Source organism: Hungatella sp. L36 (genome assembly GCF_014288035.1).
Genome location: NZ_JACOPC010000002.1, coordinates 166,207 through 190,019, shown reverse-complemented (window position 1 = coordinate 190,019; position 23,813 = coordinate 166,207). Strand labels below are relative to the sequence as shown.

The following is a 23,813-nucleotide window of genomic DNA, read 5'->3' as shown; positions in this document are numbered from 1 at the left end:
TCCCTACCTCCTGTATTCTAGTGGTTTTGTCAGCCTGACAACGACCGCTGTAGAGACAAAAATGATCGCTGCAGTAATGGCAAGTATCACCTGTCCCATTGGTGTGTGCATCAAAGTGTCATACCAGCTTTTGTTAAGGAAATAGAGAAGCGGGATATTGCCAATCACAAAGATTGCCATCGTGATAAATTCTTTTCTCGGCTCTACAATCAAATATTCCAGTTCAGCATTGACGATACGGATATCACTTAATTTTGATACGATTGGTGTCAAGGTTGTTTTCAAACTCCTGTCATACTGGCAGTCACACAGGGCATCGCACCATTCCTGGAACACATCGTTGTCAATTTTCTCTCTCAACTCTTTTAGTGCCTCATGGATGTCCGGATTCACCAGGTTGATCCGTACAATGAAGTCCTGGAATACCCTCTGGACTGGCGGATTCAAATACTGAATATTTTCCTCTATCGCTGTCAGAATGTCCTCCGTCCGCAGATAGCCTGTAGTAATGACGCTTAATGCTGTCTCCAATTCCGCAGCTACATTCTTTTTATAGCTGCTGGCGGAAAGTATGACGTACCAAAAAGGGAAAAACATAAATCCAACAGCCATCACCGGAGCCAGAAAAAAGTTTCCAATCATGATGGCAGCCGAGGCTCCTACTGTAAACAATATCAAGGCCACCACACAAATAACCGAAAACTGCTTTTCTCGTCCCGTCATTTTGAGTGTCTGCTGGGCCTCAATAATTGCTTTTTTCAAAAATCTGGCCTTTTTCCTTTTTGTTACTGTCTGTATTTCATTTCTGATATTTGATGGTTCTTTTGACAGGAAACCAAAAAGTCCATCCGTAAATTCCATCGGACGGATCCCAAAAAGGAGAAAACCGCCTACGATCAAGCCCAGGCAGGCGAAAAGCTGTATACTTGTCAAGCCTCTTCCCCTCCCTCCCCTTTAGAACGAAATCTGTTAAGGGTTTCCATAGGCATTCCATTTTCTAACAGACGTTTATAAAGTCCGTCCGAAATGGTATTCATAGCCCGGTGCTTCCCATTTACTACAAAATAGTCTCCCTCCAACTGATTTTCCAAAATTTCATACTGATATAAAGGACGATATTTCCGTGAGCCGTCCGGTTTAATTTCGCATTCCATGATTTCCATGATCACTCTCTGACGGTTCTCCAACTGTTTACAAAAAACTATGATAGGATATGCTTCTGTCACGTACCCCATCAATGTTTCGTCTGACATGTCCACAGCACGCTTGCACAGGGACACCATACGGCGGTATGTAGCCTCGCATGAATTAGAGTGGATGGTAGTAACCACCGCCACACCGGTTCTTGCAGCTTCCTGGGCGGCATTTGCCTCCGCCCCTCTCATTTCCCCGACCACCAGAATATCCGGGTTAAATCGAAGCGCAATATCCAGAAGGGCAATCTGGTCAATTCTCTGCCTGTCATTTTCACTGTCCCTTGTCAGAGTGTGAACAACGGAATTAACTACTCGTCCATCATATTCCCTTACCAGGTCCAGTTCACGGCTGCCATTTTCAATTGAAAATATTCTCTTCCTGTCTGGAATTGTGGTAAGAAGCCAGCCGGCCACCGTTGTCTTCCCGGAACTTGTTGCCCCTGCAACACACACTGATATTCCATATCGGATACATTCGCTTAAAAAGTCCAGCATTTCTCCTGTAGCCGTTCCACCCGAAACAAAATCCTCCTTTTTCATACTCTGGGGATTTACAATTCTGATTGAAGCGGCAAGACCTACCTCTTCATCCACAATCGGAGTTTTCAATACTGCTATACGGATATTTTTAGCCAGAGTCCCTGTTACCACGGGACTTGCATCATCAAGGATAGTTCCTGACACATGGAGCATCCTTCGGATCACATTGATAGCATGCGCGGGGCTGTCAAAGTGTTCTTCCAGCTTTTCCGTCCTGCCGCCGCTGTACTGGATTTCGATATCCTTCCAGCTATTGATGTCTATTTCTTCAACACCTTCTCCAAAAATATATTTAGTCAAAAAGGAGAACTCCGCCATCTCTGTGTACAGATTGTCAACGAGTTCCTGATTTGACATACCCTGGACCGCGACCCGGTTTTCCTGGACATATTTTGTAATGTAGCGCTTCATCTGCCTTTTTACATCATCACTGTTTCCATCCGTCAAAAGCGAACTGTACCTGCTGGCAATATGTTCCTGCACCTCCTGCAGCACCGTTGCAAAATCTTTCCCTTCCACGGCTGCAAAAAAGATATCATCTGCACTCTTATTCACCACTTCTGCCGGTTCTCTTACAACTGGCTCTGCCGGGGCCGTCTGTGCCGGCATAAGTTCCTGCATCCGTGCGCTCCATTCAGAATTTCTGCCTTCGTTAAATACTCCTCGCGTTTTTCTTTCCCCTAACATCCGTATACCTCCTTAACAATCCTCTCTATTTCATTATTAAAACCACGGCTCTTTTTTCCTTCCAGACCCGCCAACAGGTTCCCCGCCATCCCCTGTTCTGTAACTTCGGATGCGGACGGGATCTGAAAACTGACTTTTCCAAGCACCTGTTCCATGTGGTTAATGGCTTCCTGCCCCTTGATGTTATTGATCGCTTTTAAATGTCTTTCTACCTTCCATTTGGGTTCCTGTAATAACGGTAACTGGCTTGCCAGATAACTGATGGATTTAAGATCACAATTTACCATCTGTAAAACTGCGTCTGCCTCCATCAGTGCAACGGCTGAAAGGATATCGTTGGCGATATAACTGCCGCAGTCAATGATGATATAGGAAGACAATTCCCGCAGCCCAGCAAGAAATTCCAAAGCCTGTTCCGCCTCATAGGGGGCGTAGGTGTATTCATTCTCCCCTCTCAGCATCCCAAGCATTGCCAGATATTTTATTTTTTTATGGACAATGCAGTTTTCTTCTATCAGCCCTTTTGTAATATGCGGCGCTGCAAGTACATTTCCCAGGGACCATATGTTTTCCAACTCGTCCATCGGGCATATACAGGGAATCATGGGTACGGTCATATCAGAAATTACCAGGATAACATTTTTCTTCTTTTCTGCCAGGTATTTAGCAATCTTCACTGAAATCGTAGTTTTCCCACAGCCGGGGCTTCCCCAGACAGCCAAGACCTGTGCCTTGCGTTTCCCTGTTTCCGGTTCCTCCTTACTGTCCGATTTATCCACACGTTTTTTGCCTTTAAAATTCAGCATTTATTCTGCACTCCCTTCTGTCTCTCCTTCGGGCTGTCCAGTTTCCGGTTCTGATTCCACCGCCTCCGTTTCCGGCGGATAAAGTTCCTGCAATGCCTGTTCCTGCTCTGCGATAAACTTTGCTGCATTTTCTTTTGTCCCCCGGTACACGAGCGATATGTGCAGGTTCCCGTCCTTCTCCATCATGGCGAGTATCCTGCTCTGTTCAGGTGTAGCCAGGAGCGTCACCGTGCTGGGCAGTTCCTTTTCCTCCGGATCTTCTTCTCCTGTGTTGGCATCATAGCCACTGCCCGCAGTTACCGCAATGACTTCAACATATTTGAGTTCGGGAGGGATGACCGTTTCGCCCTGTTTCTGGTAGTCCGGTGCGATCACAGATACAATATCTCCAGATTTGAGTTTTCCAGATAATCCGGTTGCAAAAGATTTCACAGACACGGAAATAGCCTGTTTTTCACCTGACAGATTATATAAGTAGGCATTTTCAGCAGCCGGCTCGTCCGCAACCTTGCTATTGATGATATAATCACCTGGGACCATATCTGCAGATGCATATTTCCCAATGACATTTTCTTTATTTTTCATGACCTCGGACGGCAGGTTTAAACTCCCCACTTCAACCGACCTTACCATATCACCGGTGACCTTATCCCCGATTTTTATATCCTTTACTACCCGCACGATCTCAATCTTTTTGCTGATTTCTTTATTGAACAGCGGGGTGATGCCAAAGCAGATAAGCAGTGATACTACAATGCAGATCACACCCAGCACAGTACGGCTTTTTAATATTTTCATATTTTATATCCATTCCTTTCGATTCAAAGTTATCGTTTTAAGTGCGGCAGGGGATACCTGCCGCCATGATTACCTCACAATGTATCTCTTTTTCCTGCGGCACCTGTAAAATGCCAGAACAGCACCCACAAAGGTAATTGGAGCCGCTACACAAATACAATAAAATGCTTTTCTTTTCATTACATCCTCCTATCCAATCAAATATCCCACTGCACATCCAGCCGATAAAAAGGGGACTAACGGTACTGCGATCACCTGGGTTTTCTTACATATTTTTAATAGTACAGAATAAACAAGTACCAGCGACAATCCTACAATAGTTGCAGCAATTCCTGCAGGAAGCCCCAGGACAAGTCCTGCGGCCGCCATCAGTTTGATGTCACCGCCACCCATTCCGCCATAAAAAACCGCCGCAAGCAGAAATGGGAGCGCGATGAAAATCCCCCATACATATTCTGGGTGAAAAGAAATAGCGGCGGTTAATGCGATCAGCATACATAACAGATCCGGCACAACTCTTTTCTTTATGTCCGTCACCGACGCTGCCAAAAGCAACAGTAAAAATACAATGGCCTGAACTGCCCTTCTATCCAGCATAGTTAAACATTTCGGTGATACGCCGCGTTAATGTCGGCAATACTGTGTCACCGAACAATGCATACAGTCCTGCCAGAAGCAGCGCCCCGATTACAACGGCCATTAAAATTTTGAGTAGGCTAGGCCCCCGGCGCCTTACCGCTTCACGGCGGCAGGTTTCCAAAAGCCCGCCCCCGAACCGGACTTACACCTCTCGATGTATCCGGCTCTCCATTTATCTATCAGTCTAATTCTCCTGCATGTAAACAATCATGCCACTGCACGCACAATGCAAGTGTCTTACGTTTTCGGGCTATCATCAGCCATGCCCACCGCTTTTCCCCTTTTAAGTCTTTTTTTCAATGATGAATTTCAAACATTTTCAGCTCCGCACCACTCACAGTGTCCCGCTCTTAAACGGGCAATCAGACCGGTTGGGTTATTATTGCGGTATACTTTGGGAACATTATCGACCTCTGGTTTTGCAATCCCTGTTTTTACCTTCTTGAAACCGTCCTCATAATAATACAGTATCTTTTCGCCTTGCTTTGTCTGGTATTTCACCCCAAAGTGCTTGTAACCGTATTTCTTTCGGACACCGCTGATATGGAGCTTATATTTTGCCCCAAAGGTTTTAAACATGCTGAATTTCATCACATAATTAAAGTGGCCGAGGACATTTACATTGTCTGCTATTTTGTAATAGTTATAGAGTCCTCTGACTTCAGCATTGTATTGCTGCACAATTTCAAAGTCGTCATTGCTGATTAAATAGGTTCGATGAACAGGGATAAATATTTCCTTTCCATTTTGATACTTGATTTCAAGAGCCTTATAATCCATGAGCTTCTTCTGCCATTTTTCACGGGGAACATACAGCTTTACCTTGCCCCTTCTCACACGTCTTGTATGACCGTTTTTATCCTCGCGCAGACTTTCATTGTCTGATAAGAAAATATCATAGCTAAGAAAACGGGCCATATCACGGGCATTGGTTATCAAGGTTTTTTCTTCTGATAATTCCAGCTTCAAAGTTTCTGACAGGAACCGTTTCATATCTGCCTTGATCTCTTCTGCGTCCTGTTTGCTGCCGATTACTCCGCACAGCCAATCGTCTGCGTAACGCACATAAAACAGACGCCGGTATCCGCTGTCCTGCGGATCAGAGTATTCGCATTTCAACATTTTGCTCCTGACTGCATGAATCTGGTCATTTGCTGTTTTACGTTCTTCTGCCGTCAGATCCACCCACTTGTCCTTTGCGTACACCTCATAACGCAGATATTTAAGTTTGTATTCCCAGTTTGCGTATTCTGCTGACTTCTGACGCCTTTTTCCACGCTCAAACTCTTTCATATAAATTTCCATGTATCTGTCCAGTTCGTCCAGATATATATTTGACATAATCGGACTGATAATCGAGCCTTGCGGGGTTTCGGAATAAGTATTATGAAACATCCAGTCCTCCACATATCCTGCTTTCAGAAACTTCCATAACAATGCAATAAAGTATTCGTCATGGATACGTTTGCGCAGAATGTTTATCAGCACCGCGTGGTCTATATTGTCAAAAAATCCGCAGATATCGCCCTCTATGAACCACTTTACACCTGTAAAAGTACTTTGTATCTGCTGCAAAGCTGTGTGACAGCTGCGGTTTGGGCGGAATCCGTGTGAATAGTTGGAAAATGTCGGCTCATAAATGCTCTCTAATATCAGCCGCACGACTTCCTGCACCAGCTTATCGTCAAAAGATGGGATACCCAAAGGGCGTTTCTTTCCATTCTTTTTCTCGATATAAGTACGCCGTGCAGGGTTCGGCTGATAGCTGTGATTCTTCATTTTTCCTATCAGCCTTTGTATCCTGTCCATGCCCATACCGTCTATGGTTTTTCCATCTGCTCCTGCAGTCATGTTCCCCTCTCTGGCATAGATATTTTGGTAGGCCAGAAGGTAAAATTCCTCATTATACAGATTCCGGTACAGACGTTCGTAACAATAGCCCTCATCACATGCTTTCGATTTCAGACTGTTTAACACATCAATCGGATTTCTCAATGCCTCACGCACCTTTCCTTTTTTTGTATTAAGAGATAAACTGCCGCCCTTCGCCATGTGCATGGCTTTCCCATACTCGGACTACTATGGCGGCTCCGTTGCCATGCCGGATATTCAGCGTCATCTTTCCCCCGCTTTTAGGTCTTGAAATTTCTCACCTTACGGTATTACGCATAGCTTAAAGAAGCTTTCCAGTTTAGGCAATCTCCGTTTAGACGGTTAAAAACACAGCCTGCCAGATTGTCGGATAGAACGTTCGTCCTTTTCCATTTATCATGGATGGGCGGTGCAAATATCATGGACTGTCGTGCCAGCTATCTACACAGCTCCTACACCGCCTGACACCTAAACTATCGTGTGCCAGGGACTCGACTATGACCCCTCGGACTATTCATAAAGCAATCAAGCCTTTATCCTCGTATCTGGCCTTTCTTCTTGCCATTCAGTCGCAACCGTGATAGTTCGGCTGACTTATGACGTTACCAACATGCTACACTCTCTGTCTGGTTTCCCTTTCAGATCAGTTGGTTGAAGAGGATTGTGGGTATAAAACCCGGATATTTTTCAATCCCTGCTTTGCTAAAGCAGATTTTCTAACCGTCCGCGTTCGTAACAACTTTGTGCAGTTGTTACGCCCTTACGGACGCACTGGCCGTATCCACGAACCCCTCCGCCTTATTGTTTTCCAGCGCTGCTTTTACCTTCATTCCCTTTTTGATTAAATAATCTTTCATTTTCGCTTTCATTCCTTGACCTCCTGGTTTAATTGATTTTAAATTTGCGCAAAATAAAGCAGGCCATAAATCAGCCTGTCTTTTATCCCCTAGTATTTCTTCTATCCAGTCCTACCTAGATACACTACCATATCAGTTCTCACCTTCCCGACCTAATGCTTTTATTCTTTACGGGATTAATGATATATTCCTGCAATTCATAGGCGCATGGTACATATTACTTGCCATTCTCCTCACAGAGAAAAATATCAAATACCTTGCCGCCCGCAGCTTTGTAAAATTCTTCATAATCATATGGATATTTTTGCCATGTCTCATCACATTTTGTCAGTCCGATTTCCCGGTCCTGTCCCAATTTGCGAGTTAATTCATAAAAATCACCATCTTCTGCGGTAAATGTACGTAATGGATAGAAATGGTATCCTCCATACTCAAAGCTTGTCTTATTCAAATCCAGTACCCCCTTTTGCCTCAATAGCCATATCGGCGCAAAACAGGTTACTACACATCAGCGTGTCCTCCCCTGGTCCATACGGAATCTGTTAAAGGCTCATCACGTATCCTGTTCATATCCACCTCCCTTCTGCCAGCCTGCATATAATCCAAAGGATATTTCATTTCCAATTTTTCTTTTTATCTTTCGCTGAACATTTTTACATTACAGCAGTCATCCCTATTGGGATTGAAATTGTCCCTCCTTCAAAATCTCTGCCCTATTTGATATCTTTATGTAATTTAGAAATGAAATTTTATCCCTTTGATTGCGGAGTGCAGTACCGCCCTGCATTCTTCTGGTCAAGCATCCAGATATGTTCTTTACACTACCCCGCTCCATTAATTTTCAATTCTTCACACAAAAAAAGCAGGCTGACGAATCAGCCTACTGCAGAGATACTCATTATTCACTGTTTACATATTACTTTTTCCTGGTAATTTTTAGTTCTGTTTCTCTAAATAAAGAAATTTTAATTCCTCTGTTATTTCTTTCTCTTTGAAAATCGCGTAACCAAGACGTTCATAAAGACAAATATTTTTTTCGCTCTTAGTGCTTGTAAATAGTTCATACCTGCACCCAGGATACTCATTCTCAATATTAATAAGAAGTTTTGTTCCAATCCCTTTTCCTTGTCTTTCAGGATGAACAATCAATTTTCCAATATAGACTGTGCCATTTTCAGAATAAGCCCTAACCGAACCAATGATATTGCCTTTTACGTCTTCTGCTTTAAGTACAATACCTTTCTGGTATTCATTGACAACATCCGTAAGAGACTGCTTCAAGGGTGGAATATCAGGATTATTAAAAAGCTTTGCTTCACTCTGATAAGCCAAATACTGTAAATTAAGAATTTTCTGCAGATCGTCCTGTTCAGCCCTTTTAATGATGACCAAATCTTCTAAATCAGGAAAAACTAAATCGCACTTGCAATCACCATAGATTGCCTCCCCACATACTGGACACTCTTCAATATCACAGCCAAAATGGTGAAAACTCCCAAATGGTGCTAAACAATCCGGACAGCTATCCTCTTCACCAAACACATCCTCAAACCTTTTCTCTGCCCCAAACCTGATACGCGGATAACTTTTCCCGTTACAATCACATATCCCTATTTTACAACCCACACGTTCCAGCATTTCTCCGCCACAAATCTCACAAATAGCCATGATCGTATTCTCCTTGAGTTTTTAGAATCGGGTTCCGTCTACTAAAAGCATGAAAATATGAAATACAAACAAAAACATGCAGCCTATCACTTTGACACTAAATGATGCAATTTTTAATAACGCATAAGCAATTCCAAGCAACAATTTTCCTATAAATTTTATTATAGCACACAATATCGTCATATTCTATCTTCTCCTTCGTCTTCAAATCCAGTGAATGAACTATAGAAATCAAGCAAATTAAAATCTTTTTCCGTCGCCTGATCCGTCATCTCTGCCGGCCGCTCACTCTCACTATTGGTTTCCTGTTCCTCTTTAGTTTTCATATCGCTTTCAGCCACTGCCGGAATGGTAGTTATCTGCATTGATCCCAGCACGTCTTCCAAGGCTCGTTTTGTCAGTTCACGAAAGTAATCCTCCTTCTCTCGTATATTTGATAAGGTACGTTCCAGCTTCTCATATTCTGTTTTCTGTTTCAGATACTCTGAATAGTGGATTACCGCCTCGGCAATAAAGTCATTTTGAGAAGCGAACAGCTCCCGGTTGTACGCTTCCAGACAGGTTAGTGCCTGGAAATGCGCCGGGTTATTTTTATAAAGCCGAAGCGTTGTAACATATTTGTCGTCCATTTATGGCCTCCTTAACCGGCCATGTTCTGCCTGGCCTTCCATATGCTTTTTAAGGTTTCTTCATATCCTCTTGCATTTGCGTGTATATCTGGAATGCAGATCACATCCTTACCCTCGTTATCGCCAAAATTCTGCATGATTGAGGCTCCTCCACCCATAAAGATTATTTTTTCCAAATGCAGATTGTATCCATGCTTCTTGATCAGGTTATAAATGTATTCCGTATATTTGTTCAATTCCCTGCGGATTACACGAAGATACATTTCGTCGCCTGCATAAGTACCTGTCCGCATAATCGTTTCAATGATATATGGTTTGGCCTTCTCTCCAAACTCAGCCATTAATACCTCATTTACATTGGATATACATTTTATTGTGCCATTATTATCTATAATAGGCTGTGCTCCACTGGGCCGCATGTTCTCAATCGGAACCCCGTCAACGGTCCCACCTCCAATATCTACCAGAAGACAGGACTTTCCCTGTGTCTCTGCCAAGATATCTGTGATCGCGGCAAATCCCTGCATATATACGCTAACACCTTCCAGATAGACATTGAACTCCTCCCCCTGATAACGAAAACACAGTTCCCGCTCCCTGCCCAAATACTTCCTGAACGCCTTCATTTGTGATTCATACCACCGAGGCGGTAATCCTGTAGCCAGCCTGACAGCCGCCTGATTCTTACCTCTGGCTTTCAATTCAGCGGCAAGTGACGCCAATGTGAGAATATAGTAATCATCGTCCACCGTCTTATCGACTTTTGTATCCACATCTTCCCTACTGCCACCGATTGAGTAATACTTCCCCTTAAATTCTAAAATCTGGCTTAAATTACTGGTTTTCACCTTGTTTTGCGTCACTGTAGACAAAAATGCCGTATTCGCTGTTTTCATTTGCCTATTGCCGTGGTCGATTCCAAGTATTTCTCTATCCATTATGACTGTTTCCTCCTTATGTTTAATATTCTCCAGCATGTTCCAAAAGTTCAACCTCTTCAACCGCTTCTCCGAATCCCTCTTCATCTTCCCAATCTGGGGCATGTTGCTTTAATGTAATAACTAGGTTTCCCTTTTCATTGTTCTCAAATCCTACATAGTCATCTTCTGATTCTTTTCCTAACCGTAATAACTCAATGATTTGGTCAATCTTATACATTTTCATCGCTTCTACCTCTTTTATATGTCATAACGCAGTTTAACGGCTTCAAGAAAATATTTTGCATATGGGCAGTCAAAAATTTCTCCAACCGCATAAACCGAACTGTCTACCCCTATGTAATACCCTTCTTCCGAATTGTCCCGTTTCACTTCCTGTGCAAATCCGGTATAGAGGTTTATCGCCAGCCGTGTCACTTTTTCCGAAGCGGAGGTCTGCCACCCGGCGAATAAAACCAAGGGATTCACCTGTAATGTTTTCTGGTCCACAATTTTTGAAAAAGCAGCTCTTGTCTTGTCACAGATGCCAAGAGTATATATCATAGCAATCTCTTCATTGTCCCTGCGCGAATTTGGAAGTTCCCGCACCTTCTCACGAAAGAAGCGCTCATGTGCTTCATCGGCAAATACTATGTCCATTACTTCCAATTTGTTAATATCAAACATACATTTCCTCCACTTCTTATTTGGCAGTTATAATTCCTGCAGGATAGATTCAATATTCTCGTTAAATATCTTTTGCAAGATTAAAATGACTCTGTAGGACGGCTTTTGCTGCCCGTATTCGATTCTCTGATATGTACGGAGGCTGATACCCAGCTTGTCCGCTAATTCCCACTGTGTCAAATCCTTCGCTATGCGTAATTGTCTAACCCTGGTTACTGTTCATCACCCCCTTTACTCATACATGTTCAGGGGAGATGTCACCATTCATCACCACTTGATTCATAACGGAATTACTTAATGTGAATGCTGAATTATATAAGGCTGTTAGCAATACTGCCCGCATATTCCTGATTTTTGTTTTCGTCTCTGTCAGGCTATTTAAAATAAACTGTATTCTAAACATATCCAATTTCCAGAACACGGATTTAACAATGGCCGTCGGCTTTTCTTCCTGATTAATCCGTACTGTATCTTTCGTTGTTGTCAGTACGTCAACCGCAATTCCCACAATTTCATCCAGACGGTCCACATCAAATGGACGATCAATACATATCGCATCATATCCAATCTTCTCTTGAAATGCCTGCAATGTGTCCTGATATGATTGGATGGTATAATCTGTAGTTGAAATATCTGTGGTAATATCTGTATTTGTCTGCCTGTTGACAGATAGTGCTGTACCTTCTACAAAGTGGCACCTGCTATTTTTCGGCGTGGCAGGTATCTCTTTTCTGGGGGACACCCTCTCCCTTTTTTGGGGACAGCCCCCTCTCCAAAGACTACCATCTCGCTATTTTTCTCAGCAAAGCACTGTTCTTCAATGATTTCCTCTTTAATGTCTTCACCCCTGTCTCCCATAAAAGGGATAGGGGGATCATAACAGCGTGGATATGTTAATTCTTTCAGTCTTTCAACGATCAATTCAATGTACAGTACATTATTTACAACAAGTCCATTCAGATTGATCGTCCTAAAAACTCTTTTTATCACGCCTAATTTTTCCAGAAAAATGATGGCATTTGTAGCTTCCTTTTTGCTTAAACCAAACTGCTCCGCTATTTGCTGATAACTTCGCTGGAGTAGATCCGCCTTAAATTTCTTACGTATGGCTATAATCTGCCCGGTACTTTCGTCCCTCAATTCAGTTGGGCGATACCAGTAAACAATATCCGCGAGTATGACAATAGCGGTTAAATGCGGTTTGCCTGTTTCCTTTACAATCGTTTTATACCATGTCTGCGGTGTAATATTACCCGTAATGCTGATTTCCGCGCTTGCATCTACAATCGAATTTCCTGTTGTATATTCCCGCATCCCATTCACCTGCCCTTCTCTTCAAGAGAGGTACAGATGGCACGTAATCTTTCGTCAGATTTCTTTGCCGTTACAGCCAGGGCAATACTTACAACCGCTGACAAAGTAATCAAAAAACCAATACCAATAAATACTATCTGCATACCCTTTTCCTCCTAAAACGCATAAGAGGACTAAGATCAGCTAACAAAGTTGCTTCACTTAGTCCTCTATATTCATTTATTTTTAACAGCGCTGTTCTCCCGAAAGAGAGCTTTACTTCAGACGAAGTAAAAGAAAAGGATATTTGGAATAGGACTAAGTATAAGCAGGTCCCAAACCACTCGGTTGCGGCCTTGATCCTAAAAAATATCCCACTCTTTGGAAAACGACACTGGATTTTCATGAAAAAGCAGTTCGATTGTGGTATAATAAATTAAGACCTAAGCAGCCGCAAACCCTTGATTTCATTGGGTTCCTTGCTAACTTGGTCTTATTATAACACGGTCACCAGCACCGTTGATACCGACGATTGCCAGCTTCTTACCAGCTTTTATCGTAAAACTGAAATCTGTATACACATTTTCATCCGTCCCCGGATAATGAAAGCTCACATGGCGAAAGGTGATCTCATAGTGATCCGCCTGCGGAACGGGTACCGTTTCTTTCGGTCCGCCCTCATCCTCATTGGGAAGGTCCAGAAACGTTCTCATCTCGTCAATCCGGAATAAATCGCCCTTTACAAATGCCATATCCTCAAATACCTTTTCCAGCGTAACCGTAAGTGTTGCTGCCGCCATGAAACACATAGTAAAATCAGCAATGGAAATCCGTCCCTCAAGGACGCTGCAGATCAGATAGCTGTAAATAATGATATCACGGACGCAGGAAAGGATGCTTTCTGCAAGGTCTGCACCGTAATGGTGTTTCTGGATATCCACATCAATCTTTCGTCTGGATTTGTGGTTAAGCATCAGCTTCTCCAGCAAAATGTTGGAGAGGCCGTAGATTCTCAAATCCTTTCCATAAGCCAGGTTGCCCATGACATTCGTCAGGTAGCGCTGACGCCTTCCAAACGGTGATGCCTTCCTTGATATCTCCACCTCATACTTACTGGCTTTTTCCCTTAAGAGATAGACTATGTAAATATCAGCGATCAGCAGGAGAACGATCAGAAAATTAAGTTTTCCTAAAACGCTTAAATAAAACACGGCTGAGACACCATTTGCCGACAGCACAAATAACTGGGTCAAAATTCCCTGGACCCCGAATTCGATATCGGAGGTGGCCGAGGTGACACGCCAGAATTCATTTAAGTATTTGGGGTCTTCCAGCTTTTCGTACCGTACCCGCATGATCTTTTCCTTCATCCTGCTGATAAAGGAATACCGGAAACGGGAAATATCCATCTCATATCCGGCCTTCACAACGGCTGAGATCGTTCCTGCCGCCGCGGTTGCCACAAAAAAGACTGCAGCAATCGTGATCACGGCCTTCACTCTCGCTTCTCCTGTCAGCTCTGCGATTAAATATCTGGGAGTAAGGATCGCCGCCGCCGACAAAATCAGTGTAAACACGATGTTTAAAACAAAATAAAGGTACAGGATTCTCTTGCTGCGCCACGCTTCCTTCAGCAAATAAAGGAGGTTCCCTCTGCTTTTCTTTTTTCTTTTCATACTCTCACTCCTGTCAGACTATTTTTATGATCTTTCCCCACTCCTTTACCAGCATTAGGTAAATTTCACTCCCAACTGGCCAGGATCGAAAAAAAGTGCTGCAAAAGCCTTATTTCCAGTGTTTCAATTCATTGGAAACAGGTCCTTTGCAGCACTTTCCTATAATCTTTTCAATCGTTAATACTGGGAAATGGTCCAGCCTCTAAAACCGTCTCTTATAAGCTCTATGAAGATTATAAAAACCGGATGTCGCCCGTCTTCCGTGGCGCCGTTCTCTGATATTTCACGGCCGGATACCCCAGAAGCATACAGCAGGCAAGAGTTCTGCCTTCGAGTCCCAGCCACTCCATCAGTTTCGGGCTCACGCTGACCGTTCTCTGCAGATAGCCGCTGTATAGGGCACCTGCGCCCTCGGCCACCGCCATATTTTCCATATTGGCCGCCGCCAGACCTCCATCCAGCGGATTGTCTGCTGCCGTAATCAGCAGGCACGGCGCATTAAAGAAGAAGGTGTCATCCTTGGGGTCCTTCTTCCATTTCTCATAGAAACGCGTAAAGGCGCGCACGTAGTCCGGTTTCGTCTCCCGCAGGATCTCCAGAATGTAGGGAAATTCTGACCAGAACAGTTCCTTAAACTCGGGGAGGCGTGTCTGTACTGCCACAAAGGTACATGCCTGTGCGTTCTTCGCCGTTGCCGTATAGCGCCCCGCTTCGATGATCTGCTCCAGCACTTCCCGGCTGATCCGTGTATCCTTATAGCTGCGGATGCTTCGGCGGAATTTTACCGCGTGAAGAAAGTTTTCCGGAGATACGGTGAACGAATCCTTTTGATACGCTTCCACCCCCGCCATATCATACTCCGGTATGGAAACCGCCTCGGAGGGACAGACTGCCACACAGTGGCCGCAGGTGATGCAGGGCCGTTTGACAGCGGCCTTTTTCTCGTTTAATACAATCGCGTTTCCCGGACAGTCCTGCACGCAGAGACCACATCCGATACACCGTTCTTCATCAATTATAACTGCACTGTTCATCATTCAGTTCTCCTTTTCCCACTTCATTTTAAGATGCCGTTTTTTTCCTGTATTCGGAGAGAATCACTGCCGCAAACATGAATACACAGCCGGCCATCAGCCGGACTGTCAGCGGATCTCCCAGGAAGATCACGGAAAAGATAAGACCGAATACCGATTCAAACGATAAGAGAATGGATGAGGTGTTCGGCGTTAAATATTTCTGTCCCACATTCTGGAGCAGGAACCCGATCATTGTGCTGAAAATCCCCAGATACAAAAGACCGATCATCATCGTGTTGTCAATTACCCCTCCGTCAAACGGCCCTTCCAGAATCGGCGCGATAATCCAGCTCAGGGCCGCAGCCACCACCATCTGCAGCACCGTCATCGTGACCGGGTCGTGATCCGTCGTATAGCGGTCAATAAATACGATGTGGACCGCGTAGAAGAAGCCGCAGATCAGGGTCAGCAAATCTCCGAGGTTGATGGATAAATCCCCTTCCAGCGACAGAAGCGCAAGGCCCACAACCGCGATACAGGCAGCGATGACATTATTTCTCTTCGGTTTCTTGTGGTTAAAGAACCAGTGAAGAAATGGTACGAGGATCACATACAGTGTGGTGATAAACGCATTTTTGCTGGCCGTCGTGTACTTTAATCCATACGTCTGAAAGAAATAGCTGACAAAGAGAAACACGCCCAGCAGTCCCCCGCAGAATAAATCCGATTTGTTGATCTTCATCACCTTTCTCCAGAATACCAGGATCAGTGCGATAGCCGCTATGGTAAAGCGAAGCGCCAGTAAGTAGGTGGGGGAAATGATATCCACCGAATTTTTCATGACAACAAATGCGCTTCCCCAGATGATGGTCGTGATGATCAGCCCGATAGCTGCCAGTATTTTGATTCCTTTTCCGTCTTTCGTACCCATAGGTCTTCCCTAATGTCCTTTCACATACACATGGGCTGCCAAGGCCGGATTATGGCCGTGGCAGCCCTTTGCTTTCTATGGTGCTGCAGTGTTTAAAGCGTTACCAGCGTGTAAACCGGTATATCGTAGTAGTCCGGTATTCCTCTCCCGCTTTCAGTACCGGCGAAGGAAATTCCGGCATATTCACTGCGTTTGGATAGTACTGTGTCTCAAAGCAGTAGCCGTATCTCGGTGCATATACCATGCCGTTCTTGCCGGCCGGACCTGCGCCGAGGAAATTGCCGGTGTAGAACTGCATTCCGGGAAGGTCCGTGTAGACCTCCATGCGGATCCCCGTTTTGTCGGATTCAGCTGCCGCGGAAAGTTCGGTCTCCCCGGGAGCGTGGTTTAAGATCCAGTTATGATCGTAGCCCTTGCCGAGAATCAGAGCCTCATACTCCTCTTCGATGTCGCGGCCGATCACCTTCATGGCAGTGAAGTCCATAGGCGTACCTGCCACCGGCACGATCTCTCCGGTCGGAATGGAGCCTGCGTCCGCCGCCGTATACGTATCCGCGTCGATCCATACTCTCTGGCTCATGGCATTTCCGCTGTCCTGGCCATCCAGATTAAAGTAGCTGTGATTCGTAAAGTTTGCAACCGTATCGCTGTCGGAAACCATATGGTAAGCGATGACCAGGCTGTCATCCGGTGTCAGCGTGTAGCTCACCGTGATGTTGGCGTTTCCCGGGTATCCCTGATCGCCATCGGGACTGAACAGCGAAAAGCTGATGACGGTTCCGAGAGCGCCCTCCTCTGTCTCGGCCTCCCAGAGACGGTCGTGATACAGATCCGGCGCGCTGTGCAAATTGTTCGTTCCGTCGTTAGCCGCCAGCCGGTACTCTTTCCCGTTCAGCGTAAACTTCGCCCCTGCAATTCGGTTGGCGTTGCGGCCGATCGGTGCTCCGAAGTGGGGCGGATTCTCCAGGTACGCCTCCACACTGTCATATCCCAGAACCACATCGACGAGTTTTCCGTCTCTGTCAGGCACGTTCATCGTCACCCATGTGCCGCCCAAATCGGTAAAAGAGGCCGACACGCCATTATCATTATACAGCGTATAGAGAGTGACCGCTTCTCCGGAAGGCATAACTCCCCACTGTTCTTTCCTGTAAGCCATTTCAGCTACCTCCGCGTTTCTCTTATTTGTGTCACTATTTTGCCTGAATATATCCCTGCGCCGTTAAAAGCTCTGCGCAGAGCACCGCGCCGCCGGCCGCGCCGCGGACCGTGTTGTGGGACAGACCGACAAATTTATAATCGTACACCGTGTCCTCACGGAGACGTCCGATGGAAACACCCATACCATTTTCAAAATCCACGTCCATGGTAACCTGCGGACGATTGTCTTCATACAGATACTGGATAAACTGCTTTGGAGCGCTTGGAAGCTCCAGTTCCTGAGGAAGCCCCTTGAAGCTTACGAGGCGCTCGATCAATTCCTCCCTGGTTGGTTTTCTGCGGAATTTCACGAAAACTGCAGCTGTATGGCCGTTTAAGACCGGAACACGGATACACTGGCAGGTGATAACCGGCTCGCTCGCTTTGACGATCTCTCCGTTCTCTACCTTTCCCCAGAGTCTTAACGGCTCCTGCTCGCTCTTCTCTTCCTCGCCGCCTATGTATGGGATGATGTTGCCTTCCATCTCAGGCCAGTCCTTAAAGGTCTTGCCTGCGCCTGAGATTGCCTGGTACGTTGTAGCCACCACCTCGTACGGCTCAAACTCTTTCCAGGCGGTTAATACGGGAGCGTAACTCTGGATGGAACAGTTCGGTTTTACAGCGATGAAACCGCGCTCTGTGCCGAGGCGCTTTCTCTGATCCTTAATCACTTCGAAGTGCTCCGGGTTGATCTCCGGTACTACCATCGGCACATCCGGTGTCCATCTGTGCGCGCTGTTGTTGGAAACGACCGGTGTCTCCGTCTTCGCATATGCTTCCTCGATCGCTTTGATCTCTTCCTTCGTCATATCGACGGCGCTGAATACAAAATCTACGCTGGAGGCAACTTTCTCCACCTCGTTTACGTTCATCACGGTCAGCTTCTTTACTGCTTCCGGCATCGGAGTCGTCATCTTCCAGCGGTCTCCTACGGCCTCCTCATACGTCTTTCCAGCGGAACGGGGGCTGGCAGCCACGGTCACCACCTCATACCAGGGATGATTCTCAAGCAGAGAAAGAAATCTCTGTCCCACCATACCTGTCGCACCTAACACACCAACCTTTAACTTCTTTTCCATAGTTTTCTCCTCATTTCATTTCTTTTTTCAGACTATCCTATAACAAAGTTAAAAAAAAATCAAGGTTTATTCGTCACAAAAATACATTTGTACGCCTATGAGAGACATTTTCCTGGAATGTACGTCCTGGAAAAGAATCGCACGCTTTTATTTTATGATTTTACAGCAAATATAATTCCCAGCGTGTTTGGGCCGCAGTGGCTGGACACCGTACATCCGGCCTCCGTCACCAGTATCTCCGAAAAGATTCCCCGGCTCCGGATCAGCTCCCTGGCTTCCACCACCAACGCCTCCGGGCAGGCCGCATGGGTGAGAAAGATTACGTCCGGTACGCAGCGTCCCTGCACCGCGTCGAGCCGTTCCCCGATATATTTTCTCACACACTGCCGGAACGAGCCGCGGTACTTTCTGTCCACCGCCAGTTCCCCGTCCCTCACGCTGATGCTGGGCCTGATGTTCAGCAGATTGGCGCCGAACGCGGTAACCGCCGAACAGCGTCCGCCCTTCCGTAAATAGTCCAGCTTGTCGATGACAAAGCTCACATCCATGCAGGTCTTCAAATTCTCCAGCTTCGTTGCAATCACTTCCGGTTCCATGCCAGCCTCCGCCATCTTTGCGGCGGCTACGGCCAGATAACCGATTCCGGTGGTAAGATTCATGGAGTCCACCACCGTGACGCCAGGAACTTCCTCCGCGGCCAGAACTGCGTTCTGATAACAGCTGGACAGCGCCGAACCGATGGTAAAATGAATCAGCGCACCGCACTCCTTCCTAAGCTCCGTAAAAGCGCCGCAGTACTCCGCCGTATTGATGGCGGTCGTACTGCAGATCTCTCCTCCCGCCGAAACATGGCGAAAGATATCGGCCGGTTTCAGTTCGATTCCATCCCGGTATGTCCTTCCCTCCATAATAATGGCCTGAGGGATTACCGTAATTCCATACTGTTCTGCAATTTCTGCCGACAGATCGCAGGAGCTGTCGGCAGATATCCCTATTCTCTTCACCGTGATTCCTTTCCCGTGGCTGCCGCAGGCTCTTTCTTATGAAAGACGGACCTTGCTGCCCTTTCCGTCACGCTTTCCGATCTTTAAGCGGTTCAAATGAACTTCCTTCTTCTTGTATTCGACCACCGGATCCTCTCCCAGTAAATAGACCGTCTCCAGTTCCTCTCCCTGGGCCAGCTTAATGCCCCGAACGCCTCTGGAATTCTTCTTCATCTCTGGAATCTCTTCCAGTGCAAACCGCAGGAATACACCGCTTGAGGTCTGAAGCACCACCTCAGTCTCTGCCCGGAGAACTAAAATCGATACCACATCGTCGCCTTCTAAAAGCTTGGTAGCGGCTACGGTCCTGTTGTTTGTCTCGAATTCCTCTCCCGGCACTCTCTTCACGAGAGCCTGCTTCGTGGCGAAGAGGAAGCGGCTGCCCTTCATGGATTCCGCGCTGCAGAGATAGATAATCTGCTCTTTTGTGCCGTCGTACTTGCTTAAGTTGTCGATCGGCGTGCCCTTGTCCCTCAGCTTTCCGTAAGGGATATCGGCGGCCTTCACCTGATGCAGGTTGCCGGTATTGGTGAAAATACAGATCTTGTCTGTATTGAAGCACGATACCACGTGAACGTTCTCCGTCTCGATGGTCTCTCTGTTGCGGTCGTATGTGGACTTGTCCAGCAGCTTGCAGTAGCCGAACCGGTCCATGACGAACACCACCTCCGAGACGGCCACGGCTGTCTCATCGTAAACAGCTTCTTTTCCATCCTCGATGAGCGTGCGGCGCGGTGTGGCAAATTCCTCTTTGATGGCCTCCAAGTCCTTCTTGATCACGACGTCCATATTGGCCCGGCTCTCCAGAATATGCTGGTACTCGGCGATCTTCGCCATCGTCTCCTTATACTCCTTCTCCAGGGCCAGAATCTCCAGACCGATCAGCTTATATAAACGCATCTCTAAAATGGCGCTGGCCTGCTTCTCCGTAAAATGAAGCTCCCCCGCCTCCTTTTCAAATCCGGCTGTCCGGAATTTGATGTTGGAAATATCTCCTGTCATCAGGCAGGCCTTGGCATCCTTTAAGCTCTTGGAGCCTCTCAGCACGGCGATAATCAGATCGATGATATCGCAGGCCTTGATTAAGCCTTCCTTGATCTCCTTTTTCTCCAGTTCCTTCTCCAGCAGCGCCTGGTATTTGCGCGTTGCGTTGTGATACTGGAAGTCCAGGTAATTTTTGAGGATTCCCTTTAAATTCAGGGTCTCCGGCCGGCCGCCGGCGATGGCGAGCATGTTGACGCCGTACGTATCCTCCAGCTTCGTCTTCTTATAGAGGATGTTGCGGATCTTTTCCACATCGGCGTCTTTTTTCAGCTCCAGCACGATGCGGATGCCGTCCTTGTTGGACTGATTGGAAATGTCCACCACATCGGTCAGCTTCTTTGATTCCACCAGTTCCGCCACGTCCACAAGGAACTTGTTGATACCCGCGCCGATCATGGTATACGGAATCTCCGTAATGACCATCTTGTCCTTGTCGGCCTTCCGTTTTCCCAGTTCGATATCGATCTTTCCGCGAAGCTTGATCTTTCCGCTTCCCGTCTCGTATATCTCCGCGAGACCGCTCTTATTGGCGATGATACCGCCGGTTGGAAAATCCGGGCCCGGCATGTATTCCATCAGTTCCCTTGTTGTTATCTCAGGATTGTCGATGTAGGCTCTGACGACGTCGATGACTTCCCCCAGGTTATGAGGCGGAATGCTGGTGCTCATACCGACCGCAATTCCCTCCGCGCCGTTAATCAGAAGATTCGGCACACGGACCGGAAGCACCTCCGGCTCCTTTTCCGTCTCGTCGTAGTTGGGGATAAATTCAACCGTCTTATCCAGATCCTTTAAATAGACTTCCTCTGCAAACTTCTCCAGCCTGGCCTCCGTGTAACGCATGGCAGCCGCGCCGTCGCCCTCGATGGAACCGAAGTTGCCGTGTCCGTTTACAAGGGGCATTCCCTTCTTGAATACCTGGGACATCACGACCAGGGTTTCATAGATGGAGCTGTCGCCGTGGGGATGGTACTTACCCATAGTATCGCCCACGATACGCGCCGACTTTCTGTGCGGCTTATCGTGGTTTAACCGAAGCTCACTCATATCATATAATACACGCCGCTGTACCGGCTTTAATCCGTCTCTCGCATCCGGGATTGCCCTGGCAGTGATAACGCTCATGGAATAGTTCATGTAGCTCTTCTGCATTTCCTCGGAATATTCTGTTTTTACAATCTTCTCAGCCATGTTCCCTCTCCTTACGCATCAATCTCTGCTTCATCCGCATGCTCGTATATAAACCGGCGCCGCGGCGGAACTTCGCTGCCCATCAGCATCTCCGTGATTTCGGAGGCCATGCGGGCATCCTCGATCTCCACCTGCTTCAGCACCCGGTGATCCGGGTCTAACGTAGTTTCCCAGAGCTGCTGCGCGTCCATCTCACCAAGACCTTTGTAGCGCTGCAGCGTAAAATCACCGGTGTGGGTCTTCCGGTAGCGCTCCAGCTCCTTCTCATCGTAAAGGTACTGTTCCTCGCCGCGCTTCGGAATCACCTTAAAGAGGGGCGGCATGGCGATAAACACATGGCCGTCATAGATCAGTTCCGGCATGAAACGGTAGAGGAACGTCAGAAGCAGGGTGTCGATATGGCTTCCATCCACATCGGCATCCGTCATCAGTACGATCTTATTGTAACGAAGCTTGGAAATATCGAAATCGTTGCCATAGCCCTCCGAAAAGCCGCATCCGAAGGCGTTGATCATCGTCTTGATCTCGGCGTTGGCCAATACCTTGTCCATGGAAGCCTTCTCCACGTTGAGAATCTTTCCGCGGATCGGCAGAATGGCCTGGTACATCCTGTTTCGTGCAGTTTTGGCAGAACCGCCGGCGGAATCTCCCTCGACGATGAAGATCTCGCATTTCTCCGCGTCACGGCTCTCACAGTTGGCCAGCTTTCCATTGCTGTCAAAGGAGAATTTCGACTTGGACAGCATGTTCGTCTTGGCCTTTTCCTCCGCCTTTCTGATCTTTGCTGATTTTTCTGCACAGGAAATAACTGCCTTCAGAATCTCTAAATTCCGGTCGAAATAGCGCTGCAGTTCGTCTCCCGTCACTGTGAAGACCGCCTTTGTGGCATCGGCGCTGGCCAGCTTCGTCTTCGTCTGTCCCTCGAAGATGGGATCCGGATGCTTGACCGCGACCACAGCCGTCATACCGTTTCTCGTATCTGCGCCCGTAAAGTTGGCGTCCTTCTCCTTCAATATCCCCAGTTCCTTGGCATAGCTGTTGATCATCTGCGTAAAACGGGTCTTAAAGCCGGCTAAATGGGTGCCGCCCTCCTGGGTGAAAATATTATTACAGAAGCCCAGAATGTTCTCCTCAAAGGTATCCACGAACTGGAAGGCTACCTCCACCTCCACCCGGTCGATGGTGCCTTTATAATAGATCGGATCGTGAACCGGAGCCTTTCCGGAGTTCAGTTCCTTTACGTAAGAGATGATTCCCTCCGGCTCATGGAACAGGACGGTCTCCTCCTCACCCACTCTCTTATTCTGATATGTGATCTGAAGGTTGGGATTTAGATAGGCCGTCTCGTGAAGACGGCTCTTCAGCCAGTCCGCCTTAAAACGGGTCTTTTCAAATATCTCTCCGTCCGGCAGGAAATTGATCTCAGTTCCCGTCTCCTTCGTCCTTCCCAGCGTAGGAAGCAGGCCATCCACCAGTTCTACCGTCGGAATGCCCCGCTCATATGCATCATAATGAATCTGACCGTTCTTATATACCTTTACGCTCATCCGTTCCGAAAGAGCATTTACAACAGAAGAGCCGACTCCGTGAAGTCCGCCGCTTGTCTTATACGCATCATTATCAAATTTGCCTCCCGCATGAAGGGTGGATAATACAATTCGCTCCGCGGACATGCCCTTCTTATGCATCTCCACCGGAATTCCTCGTCCCGCGTCTTTCACGGAACAGGAACCATCCGCTTCCAGTGTAACCCAGATCTGGTTACAGAAGCCAGCCAGATGCTCGTCCACCGCGTTGTCCACGATCTCATAGATCAGATGGTTAAGCCCCTTCGTGCCGACACTGCCTATATACATACCCGGACGTTTCCGGACCGCTTCCAGCCCTTCCAGTACGGTAATACTGTCCGCATTATACTGTGTTTTCGCCATGATACTCCTCCACATCTTGTATTGTCTTTTGCTATTATACAATGAAATTCCTGCACTTGGCAAGTTTTTAACACATTTTTTCAAAAAAGTATTGAAATTTATACCAGAGTCGT

At 46.8% G+C, this 23,813-nt stretch carries 22 protein-coding genes and 3 pseudogenes; all 25 read right to left on the bottom strand.

Features of this window, described 5'->3' with window-relative positions; genetic code table 11:
- Positions 1-3 precede the first annotated feature (3 nt).
- The gene (locus H8S80_RS06465) at positions 4-933 is read right to left on the bottom strand and encodes a type II secretion system F family protein (RefSeq protein ID WP_006777397.1); all 930 of its coding nucleotides are present in this window, start codon (positions 931-933) and stop codon (positions 4-6) included.
- The gene (locus tag H8S80_RS06460) at positions 930-2,423 is read right to left on the bottom strand and encodes a CpaF/VirB11 family protein (RefSeq protein WP_055651419.1); all 1,494 of its coding nucleotides are present in this window, start codon (positions 2,421-2,423) and stop codon (positions 930-932) included. The genes H8S80_RS06465 and H8S80_RS06460 overlap by 4 nt, the downstream gene beginning before the upstream one ends.
- The gene (locus tag H8S80_RS06455; RefSeq protein WP_006777365.1) at positions 2,417-3,229 is read right to left on the bottom strand and encodes an AAA family ATPase; all 813 of its coding nucleotides are present in this window, start codon (positions 3,227-3,229) and stop codon (positions 2,417-2,419) included. The genes H8S80_RS06460 and H8S80_RS06455 overlap by 7 nt, the downstream gene beginning before the upstream one ends.
- Positions 3,230-4,027 (bottom strand): Flp pilus assembly protein CpaB, encoded by a 798-nt coding sequence (gene cpaB, locus H8S80_RS06450; RefSeq protein WP_055651418.1) that lies wholly within the window; start codon positions 4,025-4,027, stop codon positions 3,230-3,232. It abuts the gene before it with no gap.
- Positions 4,028-4,216: 189 nt separating this feature from the next.
- Positions 4,217-4,624, bottom strand: a complete 408-nt coding sequence (locus tag H8S80_RS06445; protein WP_006776980.1) for a prepilin peptidase — start codon at positions 4,622-4,624, stop codon at positions 4,217-4,219.
- Positions 4,614-4,739: pseudogene (locus H8S80_RS34155) on the bottom strand (DUF6133 family protein); the annotation flags it as partial. The pseudogene H8S80_RS34155 and the gene H8S80_RS06445, both read right to left, overlap by 11 nt.
- 106 nt (positions 4,740-4,845) lie before the next feature.
- Positions 4,846-6,661, bottom strand: a pseudogene (locus H8S80_RS06440) (reverse transcriptase/maturase family protein).
- A gap of 951 nt (positions 6,662-7,612) precedes the next feature.
- Positions 7,613-7,846: a hypothetical protein gene (locus H8S80_RS06435; RefSeq protein ID WP_242664021.1), complete on the bottom strand. Its 234-nt coding sequence runs from the start codon at positions 7,844-7,846 to the stop codon at positions 7,613-7,615.
- 485 nt (positions 7,847-8,331) lie between these two features.
- Entirely contained in the window at positions 8,332-9,063 is a 732-nt protein-coding gene (locus tag H8S80_RS06430; RefSeq protein WP_006776984.1) for a GNAT family N-acetyltransferase, read from the bottom strand.
- A gap of 179 nt (positions 9,064-9,242) precedes the next feature.
- Positions 9,243-9,692, bottom strand: a complete 450-nt coding sequence (locus tag H8S80_RS06425) for a hypothetical protein (RefSeq protein ID WP_006776986.1) — start codon at positions 9,690-9,692, stop codon at positions 9,243-9,245.
- A gap of 11 nt (positions 9,693-9,703) precedes the next feature.
- On the bottom strand, positions 9,704-10,630 hold the full coding sequence (locus tag H8S80_RS06420) for a ParM/StbA family protein (protein WP_055651436.1): 927 nt from the start codon (positions 10,628-10,630) through the stop codon (positions 9,704-9,706).
- A 22-nt stretch (positions 10,631-10,652) separates the two neighbouring features.
- Positions 10,653-10,856, bottom strand: coding sequence for a hypothetical protein (locus H8S80_RS06415; protein WP_006777228.1), 204 nt, complete (start codon positions 10,854-10,856; stop codon positions 10,653-10,655).
- A 14-nt stretch (positions 10,857-10,870) separates the two neighbouring features.
- Positions 10,871-11,296, bottom strand: a complete 426-nt coding sequence (locus tag H8S80_RS06410; protein WP_006777229.1) for a DUF6075 family protein — start codon at positions 11,294-11,296, stop codon at positions 10,871-10,873.
- Between the two features lie 27 nt (positions 11,297-11,323).
- Positions 11,324-11,494: pseudogene (locus H8S80_RS06405) on the bottom strand (helix-turn-helix transcriptional regulator); the annotation flags it as partial.
- A 37-nt stretch (positions 11,495-11,531) separates the two neighbouring features.
- The gene (locus tag H8S80_RS34150; protein ID WP_243010347.1) at positions 11,532-12,038 is read right to left on the bottom strand and encodes a DUF6017 domain-containing protein; all 507 of its coding nucleotides are present in this window, start codon (positions 12,036-12,038) and stop codon (positions 11,532-11,534) included.
- Entirely contained in the window at positions 11,981-12,610 is a 630-nt protein-coding gene (locus H8S80_RS34145) for a hypothetical protein (RefSeq protein ID WP_242866213.1), read from the bottom strand. Before H8S80_RS34145 ends, H8S80_RS34150 begins: the two co-directional genes overlap by 58 nt.
- A 5-nt stretch (positions 12,611-12,615) precedes the next feature.
- A complete protein-coding gene (locus tag H8S80_RS06395) occupies positions 12,616-12,753 on the bottom strand; it encodes a hypothetical protein (RefSeq protein WP_006777598.1) in 138 nt (45 codons plus the stop codon).
- Positions 12,754-13,071: 318 nt separating this feature from the next.
- Complete coding sequence (locus H8S80_RS06390; protein ID WP_117632212.1) at positions 13,072-14,265, bottom strand: ABC transporter ATP-binding protein; 1,194 nt, start codon at positions 14,263-14,265, stop codon at positions 13,072-13,074.
- A 233-nt stretch (positions 14,266-14,498) separates the two neighbouring features.
- Complete coding sequence (locus tag H8S80_RS06385) at positions 14,499-15,302, bottom strand: nitroreductase family protein (protein ID WP_117632210.1); 804 nt, start codon at positions 15,300-15,302, stop codon at positions 14,499-14,501.
- A gap of 25 nt (positions 15,303-15,327) precedes the next feature.
- Complete coding sequence (locus H8S80_RS06380; protein ID WP_002604279.1) at positions 15,328-16,212, bottom strand: DMT family transporter; 885 nt, start codon at positions 16,210-16,212, stop codon at positions 15,328-15,330.
- 100 nt (positions 16,213-16,312) lie between these two features.
- The gene (locus tag H8S80_RS06375; protein WP_117632208.1) at positions 16,313-17,371 is read right to left on the bottom strand and encodes an aldose epimerase family protein; all 1,059 of its coding nucleotides are present in this window, start codon (positions 17,369-17,371) and stop codon (positions 16,313-16,315) included.
- A 34-nt stretch (positions 17,372-17,405) separates the two neighbouring features.
- Positions 17,406-18,491, bottom strand: coding sequence for an aspartate-semialdehyde dehydrogenase (asd, locus tag H8S80_RS06370; protein ID WP_002604281.1), 1,086 nt, complete (start codon positions 18,489-18,491; stop codon positions 17,406-17,408).
- A 152-nt stretch (positions 18,492-18,643) separates the two neighbouring features.
- A complete protein-coding gene (locus H8S80_RS06365; protein WP_117632206.1) occupies positions 18,644-19,495 on the bottom strand; it encodes a DegV family protein in 852 nt (283 codons plus the stop codon).
- 36 nt (positions 19,496-19,531) lie between these two features.
- Positions 19,532-21,769, bottom strand: coding sequence for a DNA gyrase/topoisomerase IV subunit A (locus H8S80_RS06360; RefSeq protein ID WP_002604283.1), 2,238 nt, complete (start codon positions 21,767-21,769; stop codon positions 19,532-19,534).
- Positions 21,770-21,780: 11 nt separating this feature from the next.
- Entirely contained in the window at positions 21,781-23,700 is a 1,920-nt protein-coding gene (locus tag H8S80_RS06355) for a DNA gyrase/topoisomerase IV subunit B (RefSeq protein WP_002604284.1), read from the bottom strand.
- Positions 23,701-23,813 lie beyond the last annotated feature (113 nt).

Bases quoted from the DNA above. Each gene is read 5' to 3' on its own strand.
- H8S80_RS06415 (WP_006777228.1), bottom strand. From the start codon at position 10,856: ATGAAAATGTATAAGATTGACCAAATCATTGAGTTATTACGGTTAGGA.
- H8S80_RS06380 (WP_002604279.1), bottom strand. From the start codon at position 16,212: ATGGGTACGAAAGACGGAAAAGGAATCAAAATACTGGCAGCTATCGGG.
- H8S80_RS06385 (WP_117632210.1), bottom strand. From the start codon at position 15,302: ATGATGAACAGTGCAGTTATAATTGATGAAGAACGGTGTATCGGATGT.
- H8S80_RS06460 (WP_055651419.1), bottom strand. From the start codon at position 2,423: ATGTTAGGGGAAAGAAAAACGCGAGGAGTATTTAACGAAGGCAGAAAT.
- H8S80_RS06375 (WP_117632208.1), bottom strand. From the start codon at position 17,371: ATGGCTTACAGGAAAGAACAGTGGGGAGTTATGCCTTCCGGAGAAGCG.
- H8S80_RS06420 (WP_055651436.1), bottom strand. From the start codon at position 10,630: ATGGATAGAGAAATACTTGGAATCGACCACGGCAATAGGCAAATGAAA.
- H8S80_RS06430 (WP_006776984.1), bottom strand. From the start codon at position 9,063: ATGGCTATTTGTGAGATTTGTGGCGGAGAAATGCTGGAACGTGTGGGT.
- H8S80_RS06360 (WP_002604283.1), bottom strand. From the start codon at position 21,769: ATGGCTGAGAAGATTGTAAAAACAGAATATTCCGAGGAAATGCAGAAG.
- H8S80_RS06355 (WP_002604284.1), bottom strand. From the start codon at position 23,700: ATGGCGAAAACACAGTATAATGCGGACAGTATTACCGTACTGGAAGGG.
- H8S80_RS06410 (WP_006777229.1), bottom strand. From the start codon at position 11,296: ATGTTTGATATTAACAAATTGGAAGTAATGGACATAGTATTTGCCGAT.
- H8S80_RS06390 (WP_117632212.1), bottom strand. From the start codon at position 14,265: ATGAAAAGAAAAAAGAAAAGCAGAGGGAACCTCCTTTATTTGCTGAAG.
- H8S80_RS06395 (WP_006777598.1), bottom strand. From the start codon at position 12,753: ATGCAGATAGTATTTATTGGTATTGGTTTTTTGATTACTTTGTCAGCG.
- H8S80_RS34145 (WP_242866213.1), bottom strand. From the start codon at position 12,610: ATGCGGGAATATACAACAGGAAATTCGATTGTAGATGCAAGCGCGGAA.
- H8S80_RS06445 (WP_006776980.1), bottom strand. From the start codon at position 4,624: ATGCTGGATAGAAGGGCAGTTCAGGCCATTGTATTTTTACTGTTGCTT.
- asd (WP_002604281.1), bottom strand. From the start codon at position 18,491: ATGGAAAAGAAGTTAAAGGTTGGTGTGTTAGGTGCGACAGGTATGGTG.
- H8S80_RS06425 (WP_006776986.1), bottom strand. From the start codon at position 9,692: ATGGACGACAAATATGTTACAACGCTTCGGCTTTATAAAAATAACCCG.
- H8S80_RS06455 (WP_006777365.1), bottom strand. From the start codon at position 3,229: ATGCTGAATTTTAAAGGCAAAAAACGTGTGGATAAATCGGACAGTAAG.
- cpaB (WP_055651418.1), bottom strand. From the start codon at position 4,027: ATGAAAATATTAAAAAGCCGTACTGTGCTGGGTGTGATCTGCATTGTA.